Annotated in this window: 18 protein-coding genes and 1 pseudogene; 9 read left to right on the forward strand and 10 right to left on the reverse strand. The window is 44.7% G+C overall.

Going from position 1 to position 24,377, the window contains the following annotated elements; translation table 11 throughout:
- Positions 1-12: 12 nt before the first annotated feature.
- From ONE56_RS13790 to ONE56_RS13810, 5 genes are all read right to left on the reverse strand, one after another.
- Entirely contained in the window at positions 13-1,926 is a 1,914-nt protein-coding gene (locus ONE56_RS13790; protein WP_331437932.1) for a bifunctional diguanylate cyclase/phosphodiesterase, read from the reverse strand.
- Positions 1,927-1,931: 5 nt separating this feature from the next.
- Positions 1,932-2,636: a transglutaminase-like cysteine peptidase gene (locus ONE56_RS13795; protein ID WP_041155137.1), complete on the reverse strand. Its 705-nt coding sequence runs from the start codon at positions 2,634-2,636 to the stop codon at positions 1,932-1,934.
- Between the two features lie 114 nt (positions 2,637-2,750).
- Entirely contained in the window at positions 2,751-4,142 is a 1,392-nt protein-coding gene (locus ONE56_RS13800; protein ID WP_041155136.1) for an HlyD family type I secretion periplasmic adaptor subunit, read from the reverse strand.
- A 142-nt stretch (positions 4,143-4,284) separates the two neighbouring features.
- On the reverse strand, positions 4,285-5,514 hold the full coding sequence (locus ONE56_RS13805; protein ID WP_331437930.1) for a sigma-54-dependent transcriptional regulator: 1,230 nt from the start codon (positions 5,512-5,514) through the stop codon (positions 4,285-4,287).
- 12 nt (positions 5,515-5,526) lie between these two features.
- Positions 5,527-7,467: a sensor histidine kinase gene (locus tag ONE56_RS13810; protein ID WP_423840830.1), complete on the reverse strand. Its 1,941-nt coding sequence runs from the start codon at positions 7,465-7,467 to the stop codon at positions 5,527-5,529.
- 41 nt (positions 7,468-7,508) lie between these two features.
- Here ONE56_RS13810 and pdxH point away from each other — a divergent pair, with 41 nt between their 5' ends.
- The 7 genes from pdxH to ONE56_RS13845 all read left to right on the forward strand — a co-directional run bounded on the left by pdxH (position 7,509) and on the right by ONE56_RS13845 (position 17,094).
- Positions 7,509-8,144, forward strand: coding sequence for a pyridoxamine 5'-phosphate oxidase (pdxH, locus tag ONE56_RS13815; RefSeq protein WP_423840831.1), 636 nt, complete (start codon positions 7,509-7,511; stop codon positions 8,142-8,144).
- Between the two features lie 486 nt (positions 8,145-8,630).
- A complete protein-coding gene (locus tag ONE56_RS13820; RefSeq protein ID WP_423840832.1) occupies positions 8,631-9,437 on the forward strand; it encodes an AraC family transcriptional regulator in 807 nt (268 codons plus the stop codon).
- A gap of 428 nt (positions 9,438-9,865) precedes the next feature.
- Positions 9,866-12,997, forward strand: coding sequence for a bifunctional proline dehydrogenase/L-glutamate gamma-semialdehyde dehydrogenase PutA (gene putA / locus ONE56_RS13825; protein WP_423840833.1), 3,132 nt, complete (start codon positions 9,866-9,868; stop codon positions 12,995-12,997).
- An 11-nt stretch (positions 12,998-13,008) separates the two neighbouring features.
- The gene (locus ONE56_RS13830) at positions 13,009-13,734 is read left to right on the forward strand and encodes a 1-pyrroline-5-carboxylate dehydrogenase (RefSeq protein WP_423840834.1); all 726 of its coding nucleotides are present in this window, start codon (positions 13,009-13,011) and stop codon (positions 13,732-13,734) included.
- Positions 13,735-13,870: 136 nt separating this feature from the next.
- On the forward strand, positions 13,871-15,364 hold the full coding sequence (putP, locus tag ONE56_RS13835; protein WP_423840835.1) for a sodium/proline symporter PutP: 1,494 nt from the start codon (positions 13,871-13,873) through the stop codon (positions 15,362-15,364).
- A gap of 443 nt (positions 15,365-15,807) precedes the next feature.
- Complete coding sequence (locus ONE56_RS13840) at positions 15,808-16,056, forward strand: hypothetical protein (protein ID WP_041155131.1); 249 nt, start codon at positions 15,808-15,810, stop codon at positions 16,054-16,056.
- Positions 16,057-16,617: 561 nt separating this feature from the next.
- Positions 16,618-17,094: an Lrp/AsnC family transcriptional regulator gene (locus tag ONE56_RS13845; RefSeq protein ID WP_041155130.1), complete on the forward strand. Its 477-nt coding sequence runs from the start codon at positions 16,618-16,620 to the stop codon at positions 17,092-17,094.
- Positions 17,095-17,206: 112 nt separating this feature from the next.
- Here the strand turns inward: ONE56_RS13845 and ONE56_RS13850 are convergent, their stop codons facing one another.
- Positions 17,207-17,914 carry a DUF445 domain-containing protein gene (locus tag ONE56_RS13850; protein WP_041155223.1) on the reverse strand — a complete coding sequence of 236 codons (708 nt, stop codon included), beginning with the start codon at positions 17,912-17,914 and terminating at the stop codon, positions 17,207-17,209.
- A gap of 1,201 nt (positions 17,915-19,115) precedes the next feature.
- Here ONE56_RS13850 and ONE56_RS13855 point away from each other — a divergent pair.
- Complete coding sequence (locus tag ONE56_RS13855; protein WP_041155129.1) at positions 19,116-20,108, forward strand: arginine deiminase-related protein; 993 nt, start codon at positions 19,116-19,118, stop codon at positions 20,106-20,108.
- 179 nt (positions 20,109-20,287) lie between these two features.
- Here the strand turns inward: ONE56_RS13855 and ahpF are convergent, their stop codons facing one another.
- The 3 genes from ahpF to ONE56_RS13870 form a co-directional block, all read right to left on the reverse strand.
- Positions 20,288-21,856, reverse strand: coding sequence for an alkyl hydroperoxide reductase subunit F (gene ahpF, locus ONE56_RS13860; protein WP_415679430.1), 1,569 nt, complete (start codon positions 21,854-21,856; stop codon positions 20,288-20,290).
- Between the two features lie 162 nt (positions 21,857-22,018).
- Positions 22,019-22,576 carry an alkyl hydroperoxide reductase subunit C gene (gene ahpC / locus ONE56_RS13865; protein WP_331437924.1) on the reverse strand — a complete coding sequence of 186 codons (558 nt, stop codon included), beginning with the start codon at positions 22,574-22,576 and terminating at the stop codon, positions 22,019-22,021.
- 209 nt (positions 22,577-22,785) lie between these two features.
- Positions 22,786-23,244, reverse strand: coding sequence for a MarR family winged helix-turn-helix transcriptional regulator (locus tag ONE56_RS13870; RefSeq protein WP_041155127.1), 459 nt, complete (start codon positions 23,242-23,244; stop codon positions 22,786-22,788).
- Between the two features lie 136 nt (positions 23,245-23,380).
- On the opposite strand from ONE56_RS13870, the gene ONE56_RS13875 reads away from it, so the two are divergent.
- Entirely contained in the window at positions 23,381-23,803 is a 423-nt protein-coding gene (locus ONE56_RS13875) for an organic hydroperoxide resistance protein (RefSeq protein WP_041155126.1), read from the forward strand.
- A gap of 54 nt (positions 23,804-23,857) precedes the next feature.
- Here the strand turns inward: ONE56_RS13875 and ONE56_RS13880 are convergent.
- A pseudogene (locus ONE56_RS13880) lies at positions 23,858-24,313 on the reverse strand (AraC family transcriptional regulator); the annotation flags it as partial.
- Positions 24,314-24,377 lie beyond the last annotated feature (64 nt).

The raw sequence follows: 24,377 nt of genomic DNA on the forward strand, positions 1-24,377 counted from the left end.
CGTTGAAGCCTTTTATTCTTTGTCGACAATAAATCCTTGGAATACTTCTACAAAGTGTTCGTTGAGGAAGTCCAATTGGATTTGAGTTTCGATACGCGATGCAATGGTCGTAATACCTAAATTATGAGCAGTACGCGAAATCGACGTTAAGGTGAATTTCTGTTTTTCGTCGTTTAAGTTATGGGTAAATAGATAGTCGAGTTTGACGTAGTTTGGACGAAACTCGTGAATGTACTCAAGCGAGTGGAAATTGCGGCCATAATTATCCACTCCGAATACTGCGCCTGCTTGACGAATGGCGTTACACAATAGGGCAGTGTGGTGTGGGTGTTCAATAAAGCATTCTTCGGGGATCTCAAAGTGCAGCTGTGAGACAACGTCGGCATGTTTTGCCAAGGTATTGGTTGCCCAACGAATGAAAGAAGGTTGAGCAATACTACTATGAGCAATATTGATTGCGACGGGATCAGTCTGTTCACCACTTTCAATCATTTTGATCATGGATTCAATCACATACTGGTCAAAAATGTTGGTCGCATTTAATTGCTCTAAAGCAAACAAATACTGGTTGGCACGGAAGGTTTCACCATCCTTTTGGATGCTTGAAAAGACCTCGTTATGAAAAACTTTGCCCCAAACATTTTTGGCAGATTGGAAACGGAAGTTCACCCAGCCACTGTGGATCGCTTCTTCGACCAATGCTTTCCACTGCTGTTTACCCATGAGGTTCGATGGCGATTCACTACCGATAAATCCGTACAATTTATCCGGTTCCGCTTTTGCTTTCGACAGCGCGTTATCCACCATCGATAGCACATCAGAGCGACTTCTGTGCTCTTTACTGTGAGCGACACCCAGAGCGGCTTTAGGTTTAGCAAGTCCGGTAGGATCAGTATTTAAGCCATTGACGCAGTTCATAATACTGTCGGCAACGATACGCAGTTCGCTTTCATCCATGTGCGGGAAGAGCAGACCGAATTCGTCACTGGAAAGGCGAGCGATGGTTGCTCCTGGAACATCAATGGTATTTTTAAGACGTTGGGAAAGCTCTTTTACGTGCGCATCGGCGCGTTGATAGTCTTTGGTTTCGTATATATCGCCGATGTATTCAGCATGGAGCAACGCGATACCGCCTTGGGTTTCCTCAGCCAGCCATTGATCCACTTGGTTTAGATAAAACGAACGGTTACCCAACTTAGAAATTGGATCGAGGTAAGCTCTCGCGCGAAGTAGTCGTGCCTCGTTGGCCTGCTCTCTGAATGATTGTTCAATCTGAGCCGACATGATGTTTATACCATCAACGACAGCGATCAGATCTTGCGTTTTAGGACGAGTCAGAGGTTCACCGAACTGGTTGTTTGCGATGTCCTTCATTTTCTGCACGATCTCTCTTAATGGTTTAAGCGATCGACGTAAGATGTATGAGATCGCAACTAATCCCGCTAAGAAAATGATACTGAACGCAGAAAGTAGGCCGACGAACCCCTTCCAAAGCTGTTCATAAGCGGCGCCCGGATGACTGATGATCTCAACTTCTGCCAGTTGCATCCATCCACTGGTGATGACCCGTTTATCATGAATCGCTTTAAACAGATTGAGATCGATAAACCACTCTGGAACGGTGCTTGGCTTGATAGGATAAGAGCGCACAACCTGGTAGTCAGAGTCAAGCGAAGTGAGTCGAACAACGGAATAAGTACTGCCATCAAACAACGCGTTGATGACTGACTCGATCGCGACCTTATCGTTGTCCTTTAGGTAAGGCGCTAACGCCAAACCTACGGTGTTTATGGTGTTATTGACCTCTGAACGCTGCTGTTGCTCCAAGCTGGTTCGAGTAGTATTGAATTGGATTACGAATACGCATGTCATCAAGAGTACAAAGACCGTAACCATTCCCACTACTAGCTTTTTATATAGGGTCATGTTTCTCACTCGTCGTAGTTTATTTTAGGTTTATTTAACTGTAACTTACGCTCGCGCGAACGTAAGTCATTCCATAGGCTCAATCGTGATGATTTTCCAGCAAGCTCTCCATTGCCTGCAGAAGACTTAATTAACCACAAATTTGTACCATTAAAACTGTATATTGGTAGCAAGTCGCCACGTTTGGAGGCTCTCACAATCTCTGGGTTGATGTTGTCGAGGATCAGCGGTTCAGAGCTTGGGGTAGGGTAATAAGCCAAAACCATGTGAAACTGATTCAGTGCTATCGCTTTTACGTAGACCAAACGCATTTTTGTGTCTGGTATCCCCAACTCAAGCAACGAGAAGTATTTGGCGATGGTGAAGTCTTCACAATCTCCGCCATTACTGCCCAAAAACTCGAGTGGTGTCGCCCAGTAATCCGCCTTTCCCCACAGCTGAATATCATCAACAAAGTATAACTGGTTGAAAAAACTGTTAACGCCCGCAAGTTTGTCACGAGTCTCCATATTGTTTAAATGGGCAAGTTCCTTTCGCCATGTTTTGACGCGGATGCCCGCTCGTTCTCCATACACTCGTGTGACTGCATTCACCCATTGCTGCTCTTCTTTCGTCAATGGTGCGTTAGTATTGTTTTGCCCGTCACTTTGGAACGAAAAACAACTTAAACTGAGTATTAATGTAACTTTACGCTTCAATTTGGCTCGCATATTAGACTCATATCACAAGTGTACTCTTCCAATGGCGTAATTAGTTACAAGTAAGTGCTTTTTATTTAACCACTTATCGAGCGCTGTCGCACATTGTGAATGCTTTTGTGTGACTCACTCCTTCAAGGCGTTCGTTTTGGCTCTTAAAATCGGTTCAAGCAAATATTCCAAAACGGTTCGCTTCCCGGTGATGATATCGATTGAAGCGGTCATACCCGGGATAATCGGTAAATCCGCGTCTTGGCCAAAATTGGTTTTGTCTGTTCTGACGCGCACGATATAAAAACTGTTGCCGTCTTCATCTTGCGTGGTATCTGCACTGATGTGTTCCAACTTACCTTCTAGGCCCCCGTACTTAGTAAAGTCATAAGCGCTAAACTTAACAATGGCGTGGAGATCTGGGCGTAGAAATGCGATGTCTTTTGGCGCAATTTTCGCTTCGACGAGTAACGTGTCTTCGGTTGGCACAATTTCGACAATATCCATTCCCGGCTGTATAACGCCACCCACAGTGTTCACGTTCAAGGTTTTTATTTTGCCTGTGACGGGCGAGTTGACGACAGTTCGATTCACTCGGTCTTCCAGCCCTACGGCAGATTCTACTAATGCGGAAAGCTGGTCTTGGGCGTCATTAAGTTTTTCTTGTTGCTCTGAGCGAAATCTTAATGCGACATCCAGGCGTTTAAGCATCGCTTCTCTTATGGCGGATTTTAGAACGGGAATTTTCAGTTCACTTGATGTCATTTCGCGACGAGTGTCGTTTACTTGTCGCTGAAGTTTAAGTAGTTCCACTCGAGGTACGACACCTTCATCTGCGAGAGGTTTGGTGATATCCAGCTCTTTGTAGGCGTATTGATAGCTTTGGCGTAAGTTGCGTACTCGAGCTTCTATTTCGACCAAGTCTTGTTGTTTTTGCTGTACTTGCTGATCGATGACAGAAAGCTGACTTCTTAAATTATCCAAATTTTCTCGGTATTCTGCCTTCTGGCGTTGCGTGAGTTTCGGTTGACTCTCTTCGAGTGCCGGCGGGAAGGTGAGTTTGCCATAATCTAACACCACACTTTGTCGCCAGTCCTTGGATTCAAAATCACGGTTCACGGTCACACTGCTGATGGACGCAGACAGTTGCAGTACTGATGCTGTAAGGTTGGCCACTTGCTGTTCGCGCTCGCGATAGTCAGAACGAAAGCGAGTGTCATCAATCAACAGTAGCTGCTGACCTTTTTCAACCAGTTGGCCTTCTTTGACCAGGATTTCTTTAACCAAGCCGCCTTCGAGATTTTGTACTACCTGGACTTGTGATGAAGGGATCACTTTGCCTTGACCAACCGTCACTTTGTCTATTTGTGCCCAAGATGCCCATGCAATGGCCGCAATAAAAAATAACATCATCACCCAGAGCATTAAGCGTGCACTGTGTGGCGTGTTGAGAAGCAACGCCGCCGTTTTATCATCGACGAAGTTCAATTCATTGTTGCTTAGCTTGCTGTAATTATCTCGGCTCATCTTACTTCTCTAATTTATGGCGACTGCTTACCCTTTTGATTCTATTTCCTTTACTAGTGTCTGTCAGCAACGACAGCCAACAATGATATGAAATTAGTGGTATTTTCTTCATTCTCGTTGGAGACAATGCTTCAACCTGTGATTAAAACGCCTTGAATTTGGTTTTATCCAGTTGATGCTTTTTCAGTTTGTCGTACAAGGTTTTACGTGATACTTGTAATTCTAGTTGAACCTCTTTGAGTCTGCCTCTATGTCGTTGTAACGCATCAAACAACAGGCAATATTCAAAGTGCTCTGTGCGTTGAGTCATGCTTTGTATTTCAATGCTTTTTTCAGAGTTCCAATCTTCCATCCGAAAGTGCTCTGGTTTAAGTGCGCGAAGTTCAGCAAATTGCCGTAACTGTCGAATGTTTTCTGGCCAAGATAAGTTGGTCAACTGCTTTACTTCCTCTGAGCTGATATGAGGAGGTTGAAGTTGATATCGACTCGCGGCGTGACGAACAAAATGTTTGTAAAGAGGGCCGATATCTTCTTTCCGTTCATCAAGAGGAGGCAAGTGAATCAATGTTGCTAGTTGGTTCAGTTCTGTTTCTTGTATTCGAGTGGTCGCACCAAACACGCGCTCTAACCCCGGATGGTTAAGTAAGCGTTGCCATTGCGAAATCGATACGTGCTCTGCGCTATGCAAATACAAGCTGCAACGCTCTTTTCCCTGCGTCAAATGGTAGATGCTTTTGTCCAAGCCTTCGAGTGAAAGCTCGCATATGTCTTCGCCAGACGCTGCAATCAATTCGCTATCAGGAAGCGCATGGATATCATGAGCGAATTGTGCCGCTAATCTTCGTCCTGTGCCCTCTTGTCCGACAAAAATTAGAGGCCGCCTTTCAGGAGCGCTGATTAATGCTCGGCGAATGTCAACGATGGCTTGACTGTGCCCAATCATTTTTGGTCCAACATGCGTTTGCATATCGAGTTCTTTTTTCAACAAAATGTTTTCTTGCAACAGGCTGAGTTTATCGCTGGCCTTATGTAGGGAACTCAGTAATTGTTCCGTTGAAAACGGCTTTTCGAGAAAGTCATAAGCGCCACTTTTCATTGCTTCCACTGCTGTTTTGACGTCTCCGTGTCCCGTTAAAACGATAAATTGGAAGTGAGGGTTTTTACTGATAAGTGTTCGCATAAATTCCAAGCCGTTCATCACTGGCATGTGGATATCAGTAATGATGATGGCAGGTAAATTGGGGTCTATCTGACGTAACGCTTCGACAGCATTGGGAAAACAAGTTACATCCACCCCCTCGATGACAAGGGCTTGTGATACCGCATCTCGAATATGCGGTTCATCATCGACAAAGAAAACAGAATTATTCACCGTTGTTTTCCTTTATTGGTTATCTTTTCTATGTTTGTGGCTTTGTGCTGTTGCCATTGGCACGGTGACCACAAACGTCATACCGGTAGGTTGATTTGACTCAAGATCGTAATGTTTGTGAGCGCTCAATGAACCTTGGTAGCTTTCTAGAATTCGCTTTGAGATAGTTAACCCAAGTCCTAGTCCTTCCGGCTTAGTGGTAAAGAATGGATCGAATATTTTATCTAGCGCTTCATCTGACATACTTGGGCCATTATCCGACACTAAGATGTCGCAATGCGATTCATGGCATTGAACCGAAATAGAAATCACAGGATTGAGACTATGCCCATCCATCGCTTGTGCGGCGTTGTGGAATAGGTTGATCAATACTTGTTCTAACTCTACGCTGTGAATGGCTAATCTCAAATTATTATCTATATCGGGCACTTTCAATGTCACCCCTTGTTTGATTAATTTGTTGCTTAATATGCTGGTGGCGTTATGAACGGCATCGTGCAATATCGATACTTCATGATGAAACCCGTGATCGGTTTTGCGGGTAAAGACTTTTAATCGTGCGATCACTTCTGCAATCGTATCATTGAGCATCAGCATCTTATCTAAATTATCTGCCACCATAGAATAGCGTTCCATGGTTAACAAACGCTGCGAGTTTTCCGTGAAGGTTTTTAATGCCGATAGAGGTTGATTGATTTCGTGGTTAATACTGGCAGAGAGTTCACCTAGCAGCGCGAGTTTGGCGGCTTGGGTCAATTCTTGTTGGGTTTGCTTCAGCTCTTCTTGGCTCTGCTCATATTGAAGGATCGTTTGCTGCAGTTTTTGGTTGGCTTCACTCAAAATGTGTGTTCGTTGGACGACCTTCTCCTCAAGTTCGACATTAAGGTTCGCTAGACGGGCTTTATTGGCTAGCATTTGGAACCAAGCAAGGGCGATTAAGGCGAGCAGCGCATATAAAATTAAGTAAATCACGTCGGCTTGGATAACGGACGTAAGTACTGTGTTGTGATTAATAAACGCAATAACCCGAAAACCTTTGTCTAACAACGGCGATGCATAGGCGAGATAGTGTGGTGAAAGAATCAATTGATTATCAGTAAACGTTGATGCGTTTCGGTACCCTGTAAGCTCTCCATAATAGGCTGGTAAAGTATCGCCATACTGTCGGGTTTTGGTCAGTTCATCGACGGCGGCCGTGGAGAGTGGAAACAACGCTCGGTAACGCCACTGTGGTAGGCTGCTCATGAATACGACGTTATGTTTATCGGTGAGCAACACATCCGCTCCATTTTGCGCAAGTCGTTGTTCCAGTTGTTCTAGATTCACTTTTATTGTAATGACACCGATTATTTCGCCTTTTTTCCACAAGGGAGAGGAAAAGAAGTAACCGCGTTCGTTCGAACGAATACCTAACGCAACATATTGTGCGGCCTGTCCGCGGCGGGCAATTTGAAAGTACGGGCGAAAACTGAAATTCGAGCCAACGAATGAATCAGGCTGCAGATAGTTACTTGAAGCGATGACCAGTCCAGAACGATCGTGTACATAGATGGTGTCTGCCAGGCTTTGCGTTAACCAGTTGGCAAGTAATAGATTGAGCTCTTTAGACTCGGTGCCTTGTTTAATGGCTTGGAGCAGGCGCGGATCATGACTGAGAAGATTTGGGATTTGCTCAAATTTTGCGAGTTCGTAATCGACTTCCTGCGTGACTTGTGCGGCTTGACGTGTGAGCTTTTGTTGCCACTTATCGTGCTGGTAAGTTGTCGCGTACTGATGAGTAAATACAAGCCCTGTCAAACCAATGGTAAACAAGAGCATTAAAAAGTAGCGTACGGCTTTAGGGTTGAGTAAATTCACAGACGACTCACTGGTTTTTTGCGCTATGTTATCAAAATGTATTGACTGCTGCTGTGAGCCGTAACGACAACGAGAGATGTCCTTGTATTTAGCCATTATCAAGCGCACAATCGACAAAAAATTGTGAAGGAGTAAAGATGGAACTTGCTGATATTCGTAGAGAGTACACCAAAGGTGGCCTACGTCGTAAAGATTTAAAAGCGGATCCGATTGATCAGTTCAATTTCTGGTTGGAGCAAGCAGTAGAGGCTGGATTAACTGACCCGACAGCAATGACTGTCGCAACTGTTGATGAAAATGGTATGCCTTATCAACGAATCGTACTGCTGAAAAATGTCGATAAAAATGGTTTCGTATTTTATACCAATTTAGGCAGTCGCAAGGCATTACAACTGGAACACAATAGAAACATCAGCCTTCACTTTCCATGGCATCCGCTAGAACGCCAAGTCCACATTACGGGTACCGCAGAGAAGCTGACGGCGATGGAGAATATGAAGTACTTTACCTCTCGCCCGAAGGAAAGCCAGCTTGCTGCTATTGCCAGTAAGCAAAGTAGCCGTATTTCGGCTCGTGGGGTGTTAGAAGGCAAATTCCTAGAGTTGAAGCAGAAATTCGCCAAAGGTGAAATTCCAATGCCATCGTTCTGGGGTGGGTTCCGGATAAAACCCCAGAGTATTGAATTCTGGCAAGGTGGCGAGCACCGTCTACACGATCGCTTCTTATTCTCCCAGCATAATGGTGAGTGGGATATTGATCGTCTCGCTCCATAAGGCGTTCACTGAACAATCAATACCGCTCATTCGTAGCGGTATTTTTATTTGAGCACAGCAAACATAGTCTTCTCACCTATAAGTAGGTTCTTGCTTTATCCTTGATCATGCTTTCGCTATTTTAACGTCTATTACTGGCATAACGCCGTTAGGGTGGGGCGTCTCTGTGCTGTACATAGGCCAAATCGTCTTATTAAAGTGGCTGATTGAACATTTAAGGATAATTTGATGAGGATCTTTGGCGATATGTTACAAAGATGCGCTGCTCGTTTATTATTATATTGTTTTATATAGGGAAATTGATTGTTCGTTGGCCGTAACTTAACCAGGCATGATCATCGTTCCGGAACAATGATCATGATGTTTTCCTTGAGCATGTGGGTTTGATCGTGCTTGTTGAGAGGGGAGTAATTCCAAATTTTTGGCATAAAGTATATTATGCACTGATATACGCCTAGTGCATGATATGAAGGTATGAGATGAGTGATGTCAGATAACGTGAAAGCCCCGTTGCATAAAGGAAGTACGCTGCCTCGTCCAGCAGAACTTATTACACTTCCTTCTTATATGGAGTGTCACGATCATTCTTATACCCAGATCGTGATCGGTTTGAAAGGGCAGGCGGAGTTTGAAGTGCGTGGCCAGGGCAATTTAGTCGGTCCTGGGCAAGGGTGTGTAGTGAGTGCCTGCTCTGATCATGCTTTCGGCGGCGTGATTCATCAATCGGATATTTTGGTATTGAATATGCCCAAACCGAGCAATGATGATCCCGAAATGTTGCAGAAACTCAATAATATAGAAAGGTCGCACCTTTATTTTCAGTTAGATGCTCAAATTCAGAAGCTGATCCAAATGCTGGTTCATGAGATGAACAATCATCCTGATGATCTACTGCTGAGCCGTGCTTGTAACGATACCGTGATTGCGTTAATGCAACGGCATATTTCGGCTTTTGAAACGGGTCGAAAGGAATCGCGTTTTGACCTGGAAGTGATAGATCGCTATATCGAACAGCATTTAAGTCACAGGATCAGTGTCGCTCAGCTAGCAGGACGAGTGTTTTTAGGCGAAAGTCAGTTTCATTGTTTGTTTAAAGAACAAATGGGGATCACGCCTCACCAGTATGTCTTGGGTAAGCGCATCGATATGGCTCGTGACTTAATAAAGCAAGGCAATCTTACTTTAGGTCAAATCGCGGAGTTTACTGGCTTCTCGAATCAAAGTACTTTCACACACACATTTACTCGTCTTCAGGGCCTGTCTCCTTCTCAATACAAGAAACAAGTCGGCTAAATTCTTCTCTGTGCTTTTTGACTTTTTAGGGGTAAATCATCTCGAAAGGTCAAAGGTGTTGTATCCATCCGATAAAACCATTTAATTTATAAGGCCTATTTTGTGATCTTGGCCGTAGTTTGTTTGGGTCTGGGTCAACAAGTTGGTTAAACCCCCCATTTGTTCTGAAAAATACAATTCTATCGATAATTCAGAGAATAACCTTATTGATATTATTAATGTTTTGTTTTTTATTACCCATAAAAATTAAAATTTACAAAACAAAATATTACGTATTTGCATGTGATTGTGTGGATGTTTTGTTATAAAAGCGAGTTTTTAGCAAAAACTCCGTAGTTTTTGACAAGTATTATTGTCGGCCTCAAAATACACTCCAGCCATTGATGATCCTCGAAGCGGTTTTCGAGGAGTGAGATTGAGGAACACACATGTTTACAGCTACAAACGTGTTGACACCGGAATTTATCGAGCAACCGCTTGATAAGTTGTGGTCACTGATCTCGCCATTGTATATGGTGGACGAGTCTCAATGGCTAGAGCAACTACTGCCGCTAGCGACGCCGACAGAGGACGAAAAGTCGGCGATCACTATCCAAACAACCCAACTTATAGAAGCCATTCGTGCGGATAAAAAATCAATCCAGATGATTGATGCTTTACTGCTGGAATACAGCCTAGACACACAAGAGGGCATTTTGCTGATGTGTCTAGCAGAAGCGCTCATGCGTATCCCTGATTCACTGACGGCAGATGCGTTAATCAAAGATAAGTTAAGTGTTGCGGACTGGAAATCCCACCTGAAGCACTCCGACTCTGTTTTTGTGAATGCATCGACTTGGGGCTTAATGCTCACAGGTAAAGTGGTTGGTCTTGGCGAACAGGGTAGCCAAAGCCCAGGTCAAGCTGTAAACCGCTTGGTGAACAAATTTTCAGAGCCTGTGATTCGTAAGGCGATGTACCAAGCGATGAAGATTATGGGCCATCAATTTGTGCGTGGTCGCACGATTGAGGAAGCGCAGAAAAATGGCCGACCAATGCGAGATAAAGGATTCACCTACTCGTTTGATATGCTCGGAGAAGCGGCATTAACGACTGCGGATGCCAATAAATACTTCAAAGATTACCTCATGGCGATTGAAGCCGTTGGGAGAGATACCTACGGCAACGATACCAGTCCAGCCCCGTCGATTTCCATTAAGCTGTCTGCGCTACATCCACGTTATGAGGTCGCCAATGAAGAGCGAGTGATGACAGAGCTGTATGACACGGTAATGCAATTACTCAAGCGTGCGATCGAAGTGGACGTTGCTATCACGATTGATGCAGAAGAAGCGGATCGTCTCGAGCTTTCTTTAAAGCTGTTTGAGAAAGTATACCGCAGTGAGCTGGTGCAAGGGTGGGGTAAATTCGGTCTTGTTATCCAAGCCTACTCAAAACGTGCGCTACCTGTATTGGTGTGGATAAACGCTTTGGCTAAAGAGCAAGGTGACTTAATCCCACTTCGTTTAGTGAAGGGCGCATATTGGGATAGCGAAATTAAGTGGTCCCAGCAAGCTGGCTACGAAAACTACCCAGTCTATACGCGTAAAGAAGCGACTGATGTCGCTTATCTTGCGTGTGCTCGTTTCTTATTAAGTGAAGGCGTACGTGGCAACATTTTCCCACAATTTGCCAGCCATAATGCGCACACTGTTACCGCGATAGCCGTGATGGCTCAACATAATGACTATGAGTTTCAGCGTTTGCATGGCATGGGCGATTCTCTGTACAACCATGTAATGAAGAAGTACGGTCAGCCGGTACGAATTTACGCGCCAGTCGGCAGTCACGCTGATTTGCTGCCTTACTTGGTTCGTCGCTTGTTAGAAAACGGAGCGAACAGCTCTTTTGTCCACCGCCTGGTTGATGCTCGATGTCCTATCAATGAGCTCACTCATCACCCTGTCGATGTATTAAACAGTTTTGCAACGTTAAATAACGACAAGATCCCACTACCGACGGATATTTTCCCGGAACGCAAGAACGCTTACGGTGTAAACATTGATATCGATAGTGAGGCCAAGCCATTCGAGGCGCAAGTTGAACGATTCCTGACAAGTCAATGGACCGCGGGTCCAGTGATCAACGGTGAGACGTTTGCCGAAAGCATGATCAAGGATAACGCTTGCGAGACCATTACGGCACCTTATGATCGCCGTATTGAAGTCGGCAAAGTCGCTTTCGCAAACCTTGATCATGTTTCCGCAGCAATCAATGCGGCGCAAGCGGGTTTCCCTAATTGGAAAGTAACGCCGATCGAGCAAAGAGCACAATGCTTAGATACGTTGGCTGACTTGTTGGAAGAAAACTTGGCAGAGCTGGTGGCTATTTGTCATCTGGAAGCGGGAAAAACCATTCACGATAGTATCGATGAAGTTCGTGAAGCGGTTGATTTCTGTCGTTATTACGCCAAACAGTCCCAAAACCTGCAACCATTTGAGCTAGAAGGCTTTGAGGGTGTGAAACGTATTTCCAGCCGTGAAGGCCTAGGGGTGTTTGTTTGTATCAGTCCATGGAACTTCCCGTTAGCGATTTTCTTAGGTCAAGTTACCGCTGCGTTGGTTGCCGGTAATACGGTCGTCGCGAAACCTGCAGAGCAAACAAGTTTAATTGCGGCTCGTGCGATTGATTTGATGTTGGACGCTGGCTTCCCTGCGGATGTAATTCAATTGCTGCCTGGTCGTGGCAGTGAAATAGGCCATGCATTGACATCTCACGATGCGATTGCAGGTGTCGCCTTTACTGGTTCTACAGCAACTGCGCAACGTATTAATGTGACGTTAGCTGAGCGTAGCGCAAAACCCGTTCCGTTTATCGCCGAAACCGGCGGTCAAAATGCGATGATTGTCGATAGTACCGCACTACCAGAACAGGTCGTTCGTGACGTGATTCGCTCTGCTTTTGCATCTGCGGGTCAGCGTTGTTCAGCTCTACGTGTGTTGTTTGTGCAGCAAGACGTTGCCGATCGCATCATCACATTAATCCAAGGGGCGATGAATGAGCTGCATGTTGGTTTGCCATATTTACATAAAACCGATGTGGGTCCAGTTATCGATCAAAATGCGAAGCAAAAACTTCTTGCTCATATCGAGCATATGAGTAAAACGCAGAAAAAAGTTGCGGAGTTGGCGTTGGATGACGTGTGCCAGTATGGTGATTTTGTGTCGCCAAGTGCGTTCGAAATTTCAGGTATTGATGTGCTGAAAGAAGAACAATTCGGTCCTATCCTGCACATTGTGCGCTTTAAAGCGTCAGAATTGCCGAACGTCGTTGAGAAGATCAATCAAACAGGGTTTGGTCTGACAATGGGTATTCATAGCCGTAATGAAACGACGTACCGTTGGATTGAAAAGCATGCGCGTGTCGGTAACTGCTACATCAACCGAGATCAAGTTGGTGCAGTGGTTGGTGTCCAACCATTTGGGGGGCAAGGGTTGTCTGGTACTGGTCCGAAAGCTGGTGGACCTCATTACTTGTATCGCTTTACTCAACATTGTCTTGCGCAACCAGAGAACGCATAAGGAGTCGCATTATGGTTCATCAGATCACCTATTTTAAAGATGCATTCTCTGCGTGGCAGCAGTGGAATTTGACAGATTTTGATTTTAAGTGTGAGCACGTACTCGCCTTTAAATCCGCTTTTGAAGCTCAGCAACCCTTGGTAGCCAAACTGGTGTCTTACCACTTACAGCAAGCTTCTGCTCTGCTTGCTGAAACGCATCAGTTGGTCGGTCCTACGGGTGAAACCAACGAGTTGTACTCTGCGGGACGCGGCGTAGCGGTTGTGATATGCGAAAATACTGTCGTCAATGAAAATACTGTCGTCAATACTGAAAACGCGCTATACAGTGCCATTTCAATGATCACTTGTGCTCTTATTGCGGGTAACAGTGTGATTGTTTGTAGCGACAACACAGATCTAACCGAATTGGTTAAGCAAGCTGTGGTGTCGGCAAATGTCCCATCTGACTTGATCCAAGTGGTTGCGTACGATGCATCAGCTTCGCTGCTTGAATGTGACGTACGTAGTGTTGGTTATGTGGGCAATTCTCAGGTTGAGCATACGCTCAATCTTCAATTAGCTAAGCGCGACGGGGCGATCGTCGGTTTGGTTTCTGAAACGGATCTTGATTCACCTAAGTTGATTCATGATCCTCACCTTTCGTTGCGTTTTATTACTGAGCGCACTCGAACGATAAATATTACCGCAGTGGGTGGCAACGCGACTCTACTCGAGTTAGGGAACGAAACTCACTAACCTGACTTGCGATACCAACCGAGTGCAACTACGTTGAGTACTTTGCCCGGTTGGTATCTCTTACTTTGATGTATTGCTGAGAGGGCAAAATATCAAAGAAGACAAGGACGGAAATAATTATAACGAGGACTATCTAATGATAGAAAATAGCTTTGCTATCACGTCCACTTTTGTGGCGTATTTAATACTTATGATTGCGATTGGCGTTTACGCGTATAAGAGGACTTCCAATTCATCAGATTACTTCCTAGGTGGCCGTAGCCTGGGTCCGTGGCCTGCTGCGTTATCCGCCGGTGCTTCAGACATGAGTGGTTGGTTATTGCTCGGCCTACCTGGTTACGCCTATGCTGCAGGATTTGAAGCATTCTGGCTCGCAGGTGGTCTGCTTGCAGGTACTTGGGCAAACTGGTTGATCAGTGCGAAACGTCTTCGTACATACAGTATTCAGACTGATTCGCTTACGCTGCCGGAGTTCCTGTCGCGTCGATTTAATGACAACTCCAAACTGATTCAGACTATCTCTGCGTTCTTCATTCTTCTATTTTTCCTTTTCTACACCAGTTCTGGTCTAGTTGCAGGGGGCAAACTGTTCGAAACAGTCTTTGGTCTTGATTACACCTATGCCGTTATCATTGGTACTGTGTGTGTGGTGTCCTACACCTTATTTGGTGGCTTTTTAGCGGTATCTTGGACTGACTTAGTCCAAGGTCTTCTGATGGCTGCTGCCCTGATGATTGTGCCTGTGGCTGTGATGGATGGTGGCCTTGGTCAATTATCTTCTGATTTGCACAATATCAATCCAGAGCTGGCTACATTTTGGAATGATGTGAAAGGGGAGCCACTTTCGGCTATCGCGATCATCTCTCTTGCTGCGTGGGGCCTAGGTTACTTTGGTCAACCACATATTCTCGCTCGCTTTAAAGCGGCGCGTTCAAACGCGTCACTAACAAGCGCTCGCCGTATCGCTGTTGGTTGGACTGCGCTCTCTATGGCGGGGGCTATGTTGGTTGGTCTTGTTGGCCTTGTTTGGGTCACAGGCCATCCTGGTACGCAGTTAGAAGATGGTGAGAAGATCTTTATGCTACTTGTGAATACCGTTTTCCATCCAGTGATTGCTGGTATTCTATTAGCTGCGATTTTGGCTGCGGTAATGAGTACTGCGGATTCTCAGCTTCTTGTTTCATCTTCAGCACTTGCAGAGGATTTCTACAAGCAAGTGATTAAACCTGGCGCATCTTCTGAAGAGATTGTGATGATTGGTCGTATAGGTGTGGTGGTCATTTCAATTATCGCGCTATTTTTAGCAATGACGCCAGACAGCTCTGTATTAGGTCTTGTTTCTTACGCTTGGGCGGGCTTCGGTGCGGCATTTGGTCCGGCAGTTGTGTTAAGTCTTTACTGGAGTGGTATGAACCGCAACGGAGCGTTAGCGGGCATCCTAGTTGGCGGTATTACTATCGTGATATGGAAGCAGTTGTCTGGTGGTTGGTTCGACGTGTATGAAATTGTCCCGGGTATCCTCTTCTCAACGCTTGCTATCGTATTGGTAAGTAAGTTAACGGGTGGTGCCGCACATGACGTGCTAGAGCAACATAAGTCATACAAGCAAAAATTGATTGATTTAGACTAGACTGACTTTATCTGAATGTACTAACCACAACGCCCGCTATTAAGCGGGCGTTGTTTTTCCTGTTAATCCAATCTGATACGGTACTGATGTCCACTGTTCGTGGTGAGTTCAAGTCAAATGTGGTCTTAACAATGTAAATTTTTATAAGAAGTTAATACGAACTTGCGGTTTTTAGAGGCAATTAATTAACATTAAATTGTCACCAATCATCTTTTTTAACAGTAAGTTATGCGCGTTGTATCGTAGCCTTGAGCTCACCTATACGAGTTTGTAGATAAATCGAACAAAAATTGATATCTGACCAATGTCTCAGTTTTTTGGGGAATTGGGGCTATTTTTTGAATATGCGACACAAAATAGTAAAGATACTTTTTCTTTGTGGAATTATTTTGAACAAAATATGTCAATTATCAGTAGTAACGAAAAACTTTAGGAGAATTAAGATGCCAGAGATGTATTGCTCGGCGTGCAGAAAGTCAACTCAGCACAAAGTGGTCATGAAGCGTTGTGAGCCTCAAGTAGGTGAAACACTGACGGGCAAGGTAGTAAGTTTTACACAGTTGATGGCGAAGTTCGTATCAGGTGAGCATTATTATGAAATGGAGCCACATTACTATTGTCGCTGTTGTAACCATCGAGCGATAGGTGAAGTTGTCTCCCATCCAACGAGACGAAGATCTGCCGTGGTTTAATTTGAGCGTTGTTTATATGTCGTTTTTGCCCGTATTACTGTTCTGTTTGAAAGTGATGATGAGTAGATCGTGGCAAGTCAGCGTTTTGAATTAAATAAAAGGTACTCAAGATCCAATTAGGTATACAGCGATGCCGCGACAAAGCGGTTGGTGATCTATTCTCTTTATCTATACTCTTAAGATGCTCTGTTGTTAAAACTATTTGCCGTTCAGATAGTGCTTTGCATCGCATGGTAAACGTACTTTGCTAATCCTTAGTGCGTCTGGTGATTTTATTGGGTGTTTTTTCCTTTAGGTGGCGATACGTTTTCTGTTAGGCGACCCGCAGAAGTCTTTACCTTGGAAACTGTCTCTGTTTTTCTGATTTACTTCGTTTAAAAACTCTCCCCGTATGAGCAAACCCTCGGACATAAAGCGTGCGAGTTAGGCTATGTTGGTCTGCTTTTCATGCTCAGACATCATAAAACAAATCTAATTTCACACCTTCTTTATTAATCCATTTGCAAATCTCCTCGTAACGATTAATGTGGAGCTCTTCGAGTTGTTACAGGAATGTAGTTGATGAGTTATCAATTGGATAGAATTGACTTACATATTTTGCGAGTGCTGCATTCGCGAGGGCGAATACCTGTTGTTGAGCTAGCAAAGCTGATTAACTTAACCACTTCTCCTTGCTCCGACCGGGTTAAGCGCCTTGAGAAAGAAGGTTATATTAATGGCTATCATGCCGAGCTAAATGCGGAGAAGTTAGGCTTGGATGTACAAGTGTTCATTCATATCCGCCTTGATCAAACCAGTTTTTCTATTTTCGAGAAGTTCGCAAAAGCCGTTGAGTTGATACCGGAAGTCGAAGAATGCTATTCGTTGTCTGGTGATTTCGACACCATGATCAAAGTGCGAGTAAAAAGTATGAAGGCTTACCAGGAGTTTATGTCAAGTAAGATGGGGACGTTACCCGGCGTGATCCAGACAAGAAGTGAAGTGGTGATCGAGGAGCATAAAAAGGGATTTGGAGTGAACCCAGAATTACTTGGTTGATGCTGTTTGTATCACAGTGGTAGTAGTCGCTGAAAAAGTATTTTGAGGTTACTTGAGTATACGAAAAAGGAGCCGAATCGTCAGGCTCCTTTTGGGGTAAGAAAGAGAGTGTTTAAGCACTGATCACACTGGTTATCACACCAATTAATCCACCAAAAACACCACCCCAAACCACGAGCCAGCCGAGGTGTTCCTTAATCATTTTCTGCACCATTTCCTTAACGAGAGCGGGGGTAAGCTCGTTTAAGCGTTGGTCGATGATGCCCTCAATATTCTGTTTGATTTCATCCATCATCGCGGGTGACTCTAGCTGCTCTTTTAGCGCTTCTTTAACGGTATCGCTTTGGCTTAATTCGACTAGCGATTCCTGCATTTTTTCAACGAAAGGCTGTTTCATCGGTTGAAGTGCTTCTGCGCCTCCGAACATGGCCAACATACCACCAAATTGAGAACCTTCAATCACCTCTACCAGCGAGTCAAACGCCGGGTTGAAGTCAACTTTATCAATGACTGGTTTTAAATTGATGTTGATTCCACCCGTCATTTCTTTATTTAAAAAGCGATCGATGTTCGTATCGGTGAAAAATTGTTCCATCATCAAGTTTTTGATCGCACGTTTGAACTCTTCAAAGCGCGCTGGGATAACACCAGAACCGTACAATCCAGGCACTTTCTCAAACAGCATATGTATAGCAAGCCAGTTGGTAATTGCACCAGAAAACGCAAAAAGACCTGCATACCAAAGGTAATCGTTATGCGATTGATAGCCGGTTCCCATCAATATAATTGCGAGGATATTCGTTAGCAAACTTTTGTTCATAGTGACCAGTAATGTGTTAGGGATGAATGAATTGGAGCAAATTTTATACCCAAATAACCTCAAGATGCTAGGTTCAGCGAGAATGACTTGGTTCACAGACGCGGCAACGATTTGAACCCTGCATCTTGAAGTCATTTGGTATACACCTAAGCAAGGTCGTGCTGCAATTGGTCTGAAAAGTGGATAGGGTGAAGATGGGATAAAACAAACCCGGCCTCAAGGTCTAAAAGCCTTTCGCCGGGTCACTGCTTTTTCTTAGAGAAACTAAGTATAACCAAATAACCTCAAGGTGCTAGGTTCAGCGAGAATGACTTGGCTCTCAGACGCGGCAACGATTTGAAGATCTAGTGGTTCTAAATCAAAAATCGTTAACAAAGGCTGTGAGCCAAGGCAACTCGCCCTTCGGGAGCATGTCACTGACACGATTTCAGCGTCAAATAGCTTGGAAAGAGCTCACTATTCCGCTGCGCTATTTTCCTTGAACTCATGCCAGTGACAGTGCTCTGAATCCTGCATCTTGAAGTCATTTGGTTATAATTTTTTTGTTTTTATATGCGGTAGATCTTACAGCAAAGCTGACATTTCCATCGTTCTGAATAGCCAAATAATTTGTCAGCCCAACTCGGTTTGATTTGCACTATCTGCATTGAACCACATTTACACATAAGCCAATTTACCTTTTTATAATACTTAAGCCGTCTATCAAGTATAGCGGCTTCTCAAAAAGTAGATTCACAAAGAAACCAGCCGAAACTCCGTATCGTGCCCATTACTCAATATACGTAACGAGTTGTTATTTTAGCAGAAAAAGTGTGAGCGTTATCATCATTTGTGTCCCATGAATGAGAAAGGCCATCAGGATAAATGAACGTTTTTAATCGTATTACACGAAGTAGTGAAGAAGGCATGACAGTCCAGTTCAAACCAACATGATAATTATGAGTTATGCTTTATGGGTAATGTATATGTTTTTAAATGCGGCTAGTTGTGTATGGTTGGGCGCTTAATTCACGGTATGACGCGGATTGTGTCGTAACCATGGAACGCCCTCAACTGACAAGCTGACCATAAAAAGTCGGGAGATAGGACTTAGATCCAGTGGAAATTACTTTTTGATAATTAAATTGATAGTGAAAACAGCAAAACTGGACGTAACAATAAATTTACAATCTCCTCATTCTAGTGAGAAGGAATGTTTTGGATGCGATTACACGAATCTGTGCCGCCACTTTCAGGTGGGCAACAACAGAGCACAAAAAGTACTTTGCGCCATACCGCAAATTGCGTAGTGATGGTGCCACCAAAAGAATTTCGGTTTAATGAAGAGACGGCTCAAGACAATGAGTTTCAAACCAAGGTTGCGCTCAGCCAAGAAGAAGTGTTAAGTCAAACCATGGAGGAGTTCAATACCATGGTTGCTGGGTTACGTCGGCACGGAATTCAGGTTGTGGAGTTTGACTACCCAATGTCTAATACAGCGACGCCCGATGCTGTATTCCCCAATAACTGGTTTAGCACTACCCATGACGGTACCTTGTACACCTTTCCGATGGCTTGTGAAAATCGTCAGCTCGAAGTGCGGCCAACTGCACTTGTCGATACGCTCACGCAAGCGGGAAGGTCAGTGCTTCAACAAAGTAGTCTCACACAGTACGTCGAAGAACAAGCGTATTTAGAAAGTACCGGAGTGATGGTTTTCGACCACCTTAATAAGACGGTTTATGCTGCGCTTTCTCAGCGCTGTGACCGACTGGTACTTGAAGATTATGCGGACCGCATTGGTTATGAGCGCGTGATTTCATTTCAAACGCATTTACCATCAGGGGCTCCGGTTTATCACACCAATGTCATGATGTCTGTGGGTGAGCAGTTCTGCGTGATTTGTGATGAAGTGATCCCAGAATTTGAGCGTCGCTTTGTGATTAAATCATTGGCAAAAGATAAGCAGGTGATTTCGATTTCACTCGCTCAGATGAATCAGTTCTGTGGCAATATTCTTCAGTTAGAGACCGCTGACGGTGACAAGGTGATTGCGATGTCTCAGTCAGCGCATAACGCCTTTTCAGCAGCGCAAAAAAAGCAGCTTGCTACTCATGGTAAATTGCTGCCGTTTGATGTTTCTACCATCGAGTCGATTGGTGGTGGCTCGGTGCGGTGTATGTTGGGTGAAGTCTTTCTACCAAGGTCTTTATAATCGGTGTAAGTATTCACTTACTTTTATTTGTTTAGCTTGTCGCGGTCGTTATTACGTGATGTTTGTTTAGCGATAGCTATTACGCGATAGTTGTTTCGAGATAGTTTAAAGCCAATAGCTTCGTGCTACTGGCTTTTACTGTTACGCACCCTGTCGGCGATGTTAGCGGAAACGAGTGGTTATCCTTGTTTACGTATCAAGTAATCAAATGCGCCTAAACTTGCTTTTGCACCTTCACCCATCGCAATGATGATCTGTTTGTAAGGTACTGTTGTTGCGTCACCTGCCGCAAACACACCTTCCAAGCTGGTTTCACCATGGTTACCAACTTCAATCTCACCGCGTGGAGACAACTTCACGTCTGAATCTTTCAGCCATTCAGTATTCGGAACCAAACCGATTTGGACGAAGATACCTGATAACTCCAGCTCTTTTATTTCATCGGTGTGGCGGTCTTTGTATTTAAGACCTGTTACGCGTTTACCGTCGCCCACAACTTCGGTTGTCTGTGCCATGGTAATGATGTCAATGTTTGGCAGTGAATTCGCTTTGTTGATCAGTACTTGGTCGGCACGTAGTACATCCGCAAATTCAAGTACGGTAACGTGCTCTACAATTCCAGCCAAGTCGATTGCCGCTTCGATACCTGAGTTACCGCCACCGATCACCGCTGTTTTCTTGCCTTTAAACAACGGACCATCACAGTGCGGGCAGTAGGCAACCCCTTTGTTGCGGTACTCTTGTTCACCCGGTACGTTCATTTCACGCCAGCGTGCGCCAGGACTAAGGATGACGCTTTGACTTTTAAGCGTTGCGCCACTTTCCAGCTCGATATGGATAAGACCATCATCCGTGTGTGCTGCACCCATGAGCTTTTTCGCTTGTTGCTCAGTAACCACATCCACATCATACTCTTTCAAGTGTTCGCCAAGATCAGCGGCCAGCTTAGGACCTTCAGTGCGCTTGACCGAGATGAAGTTTTCAATCGCCATAGTATCCATCACCTGACCACCAAAACGTTTGGCCACCACCCCTGTGCGGATGCCTTTACGTGCTGCGTATAGAGCTGCTGCGCTACCACCCGGACCACCACCAACAACAAGTACATCGTATGGGTCTTTTTCGCCCAGTGCTTTCGCCGCTTTCTCGCTGGCGCTGTCGTCGACTTTGTTAAGGATTTCAGTCAGTGACATACGGCCTTGGCCGAATAGTTCACCGTTAACAAACACACTTGGTACCGCCATGATATCGCGCTGTTTCACTTCTTCTTGGAATAACGCACCGTCGATCATCGTCGCTTTGATTTTCGGGTTGATCGCCGCCATCATGTTGAAGGCTTGAACAACGTCAGGACAGTTTTGGCACGACAGAGAGATAAAAATTTCTACATCCAAATTTTTGTCTAGTGCGGCGATTTGCTCGATAACTTCTGGCTCAAGCTTGATTGGATGACCGCCTGAGTGGAGCAGTGCAAGAACCAACGAAGTAAACTCGTGACCCATTGGCAGACCAGCAAAGCGAAGCGAAGTGCCTTTCGCTGGATTTGTTACTGCCATTACTGGTTTGCGGTCACTTGCCGCGTCGTCACGAACAACAGTTATATGTTCACTCATCTCTGCAATTTGATTCGCGAGAGATAAAAGTTCGTTTGCCGCTTTGCTTTCATCTAGGCTAACCACTAGACGGACGTCTTCTTTTACATTAGCCAGATATTGTTTGAGTTGTTGTTGGATCGCTTGGTCTAACATAGTCGTTACTACCTTTAATAAATAGACAGAAGAATGGTTACTCTGGATAAAAACAGTGAGGGAGAGCAAATCGGGCAGAAGGTCGTCAAGGTCTCTGACCCGATCTGCTCTCATTAATTAAGTCTGGTTCTTGAATTGAAACCGATAGAGGCTAATCTGAGATTAGATTTTGCCTACTAGGTCTAGAGAAGGTGCCAGTGTTTCTTCGCCTTCTTTCCATTTTGCTGGGCAAACTTCGCCTGGGTGAGCAGCAACATATTGAGCTGCTTTTACTTTGCGTAGTAGATCTTCTGCATCACGGCCGATGCCTTCTGCTGTGATTTCCATCGCTTGGATTGTGCCTTCTGGGTCGATTAGGAACGTTGCACGGTCTGCAAGGCCTTGACCTTCACGCATTACGCCGAAGTTATTGGTGATATTGCCAGTCTGGTCGCCAAGCATGTAGTAGTTGATCTTACCGATTGTGTCAGAGCTGTCGTGCCAAGCTTTATGAGTGAAGTGAGTGTCAGTTGAAACTGAGTACACTTCAACCCCACGTTTTTGAAGCTCTTCGTAGTGGTCAGCTAAGTCACCTAGTTCAGTTGGACATACGAAGGTAAAGTCTGCTGGGTAAAAGAAGAATACCGCCCATTTACCGAGAACATCTTGCTCAGTTACTTGTACGAATTCGCCTTGTTTAAATGCTGTAGCTGTAAATGGTTTGATTTTAGTATTGATCATAACTTTACTTTCCTTTCCTTTCGGTTAATTTGGTTGAGCAAATCTTGCTTTCGGAAAGTATATTCGCATCGGAGTGAGGTTAAATAAAATTGCTTTTAGCTATCTCATTGATAGCTGATTCCTATGTACCGAATTAACCTCAACGCTTCTGGACAATGTAAATCAATGCGTGCGGGCTTCTTGTTGTTGCTGTGTTGGGTGAGTGTGAGTTATGACAGTGTATCTAATAGCTTATTGCACAAATTCTTTAAAGTAACCAGTTCATCCAATTCTAATGTTACTTTGCACGCTATAGCGTCAGGAACCGATTGAGCGCGTATTTTTAACTGCTCTCCTTGCATGGTGAGATTCAAAACTCGCACACGCTCATCGTTTTCGCTTCTGCCCCTCGTAACGAACCCTTTCGCCTCTAGTCGTTTCAGCAGAGGCGTGAGTGTGCCTGAATCCAAATAAAGACGTGATCCCAGCTCTTTCACACTGACACCGTCTTTTTCCCACAGAACCATCATAACCAGATACTGAGAGTAGGTCAGATCCAGCTCATCAAGTAGGGGACGATAAGCGCGAATGACAGCATTCGCCGCACTGTAGAGTGGGAAGCAAACTTGATTCTCCAACAGTATTTTCTCTTGGTCGCTCAGTGAGTTTTCTGTATTGCACTGGTTCATGGCGTGGCCTATTTAATGACTTGAAAATGGGGTATGAAAATAAATTGCGCACAATATAGTTGCAAATCATCTTGGTTTCGATATAGAATTGCTAACAATTAAATTGTACACAACTTAAATTAAAAGGGGTACTCTTATGTCAACACTATACAAAACTCAAGCGACAGCGCTTGCTGGTCGTAATGGTCAAGTAAAAACAGACGATGGCTTGCTAGAGCTTGAACTGGCGTACCCAAAAGAAATGGGTGGGACTGGTGCGGCAACCAACCCTGAGCAATTGTTTGCGGCTGGTTACTCTGCATGTTTCTCTAATGCGGTTTTACATGTGGCACGTGAAGCAAAAGTAAACCTAAAACATGCGCCAGTAACAGCAGAAGTAGGCATTGGCCAGAACGGAAATGGCGGTTTTGCTCTTACTGTTAGCTTAGCGGTAGAGCTGGAGTTACCACAAGATCAAGCACTTGAGCTGACTCGTATCGCACATCAGGTTTGCCCTTACTCAAATGCAGTCCGTGGTAATATCGACGTGGCGGTAACGGTTAATGGTGAAGCGATCTAATGGCGTGGTAATACGCAACCCGATAAAAATGCCTGCTTCTTCGCAGGCTTTTTGTTATTTGATGGCAGTGCAAAAACTGACATCTGCATGGTGAGTTTGTGGGTCAACGCTATGGTAAAGCTCGAAGCAAGGACGATCATCACTTTCAATGCCAGATTGAACCACTTTACTCAGTAATTCATCCCACGCTTTTGGGTATTGGCTCTTTTCCGTAATGTGTTGACGCATAACCGCGTATTGGCCTCCCGAAAAGTCTTGCAGTTCAATATCTCTTGGGACTTCGGTGTCTTCTGATACCATCAAACAGATGTCAGTACGGCATTTTTCGCTGGGTGTGGTTTCTGGGTTATCGTGATAAATGAAAATACAGGTATTGCCTGCTAGTCCATTGATGCCCGCCCATGTGTAAAGATGGCGCGCTGGTTCTTCATAGCCTTCACCGTAAGGCCCAGTCACACGTATATACGCTAGCTTGGTGGGGGCAAAGTGTTGTGTTTCCATAATGATGCTCCTTGTTGCTAAGGTTGCGATCGTAGATATCATTCTTATCGGTGTGATTGCCTACACACTGGAT

The sequence above is a fragment of the Vibrio mytili genome, assembly GCF_049563345.1.
Lineage (GTDB): Bacteria > Pseudomonadota > Gammaproteobacteria > Enterobacterales > Vibrionaceae > Vibrio > Vibrio mytili.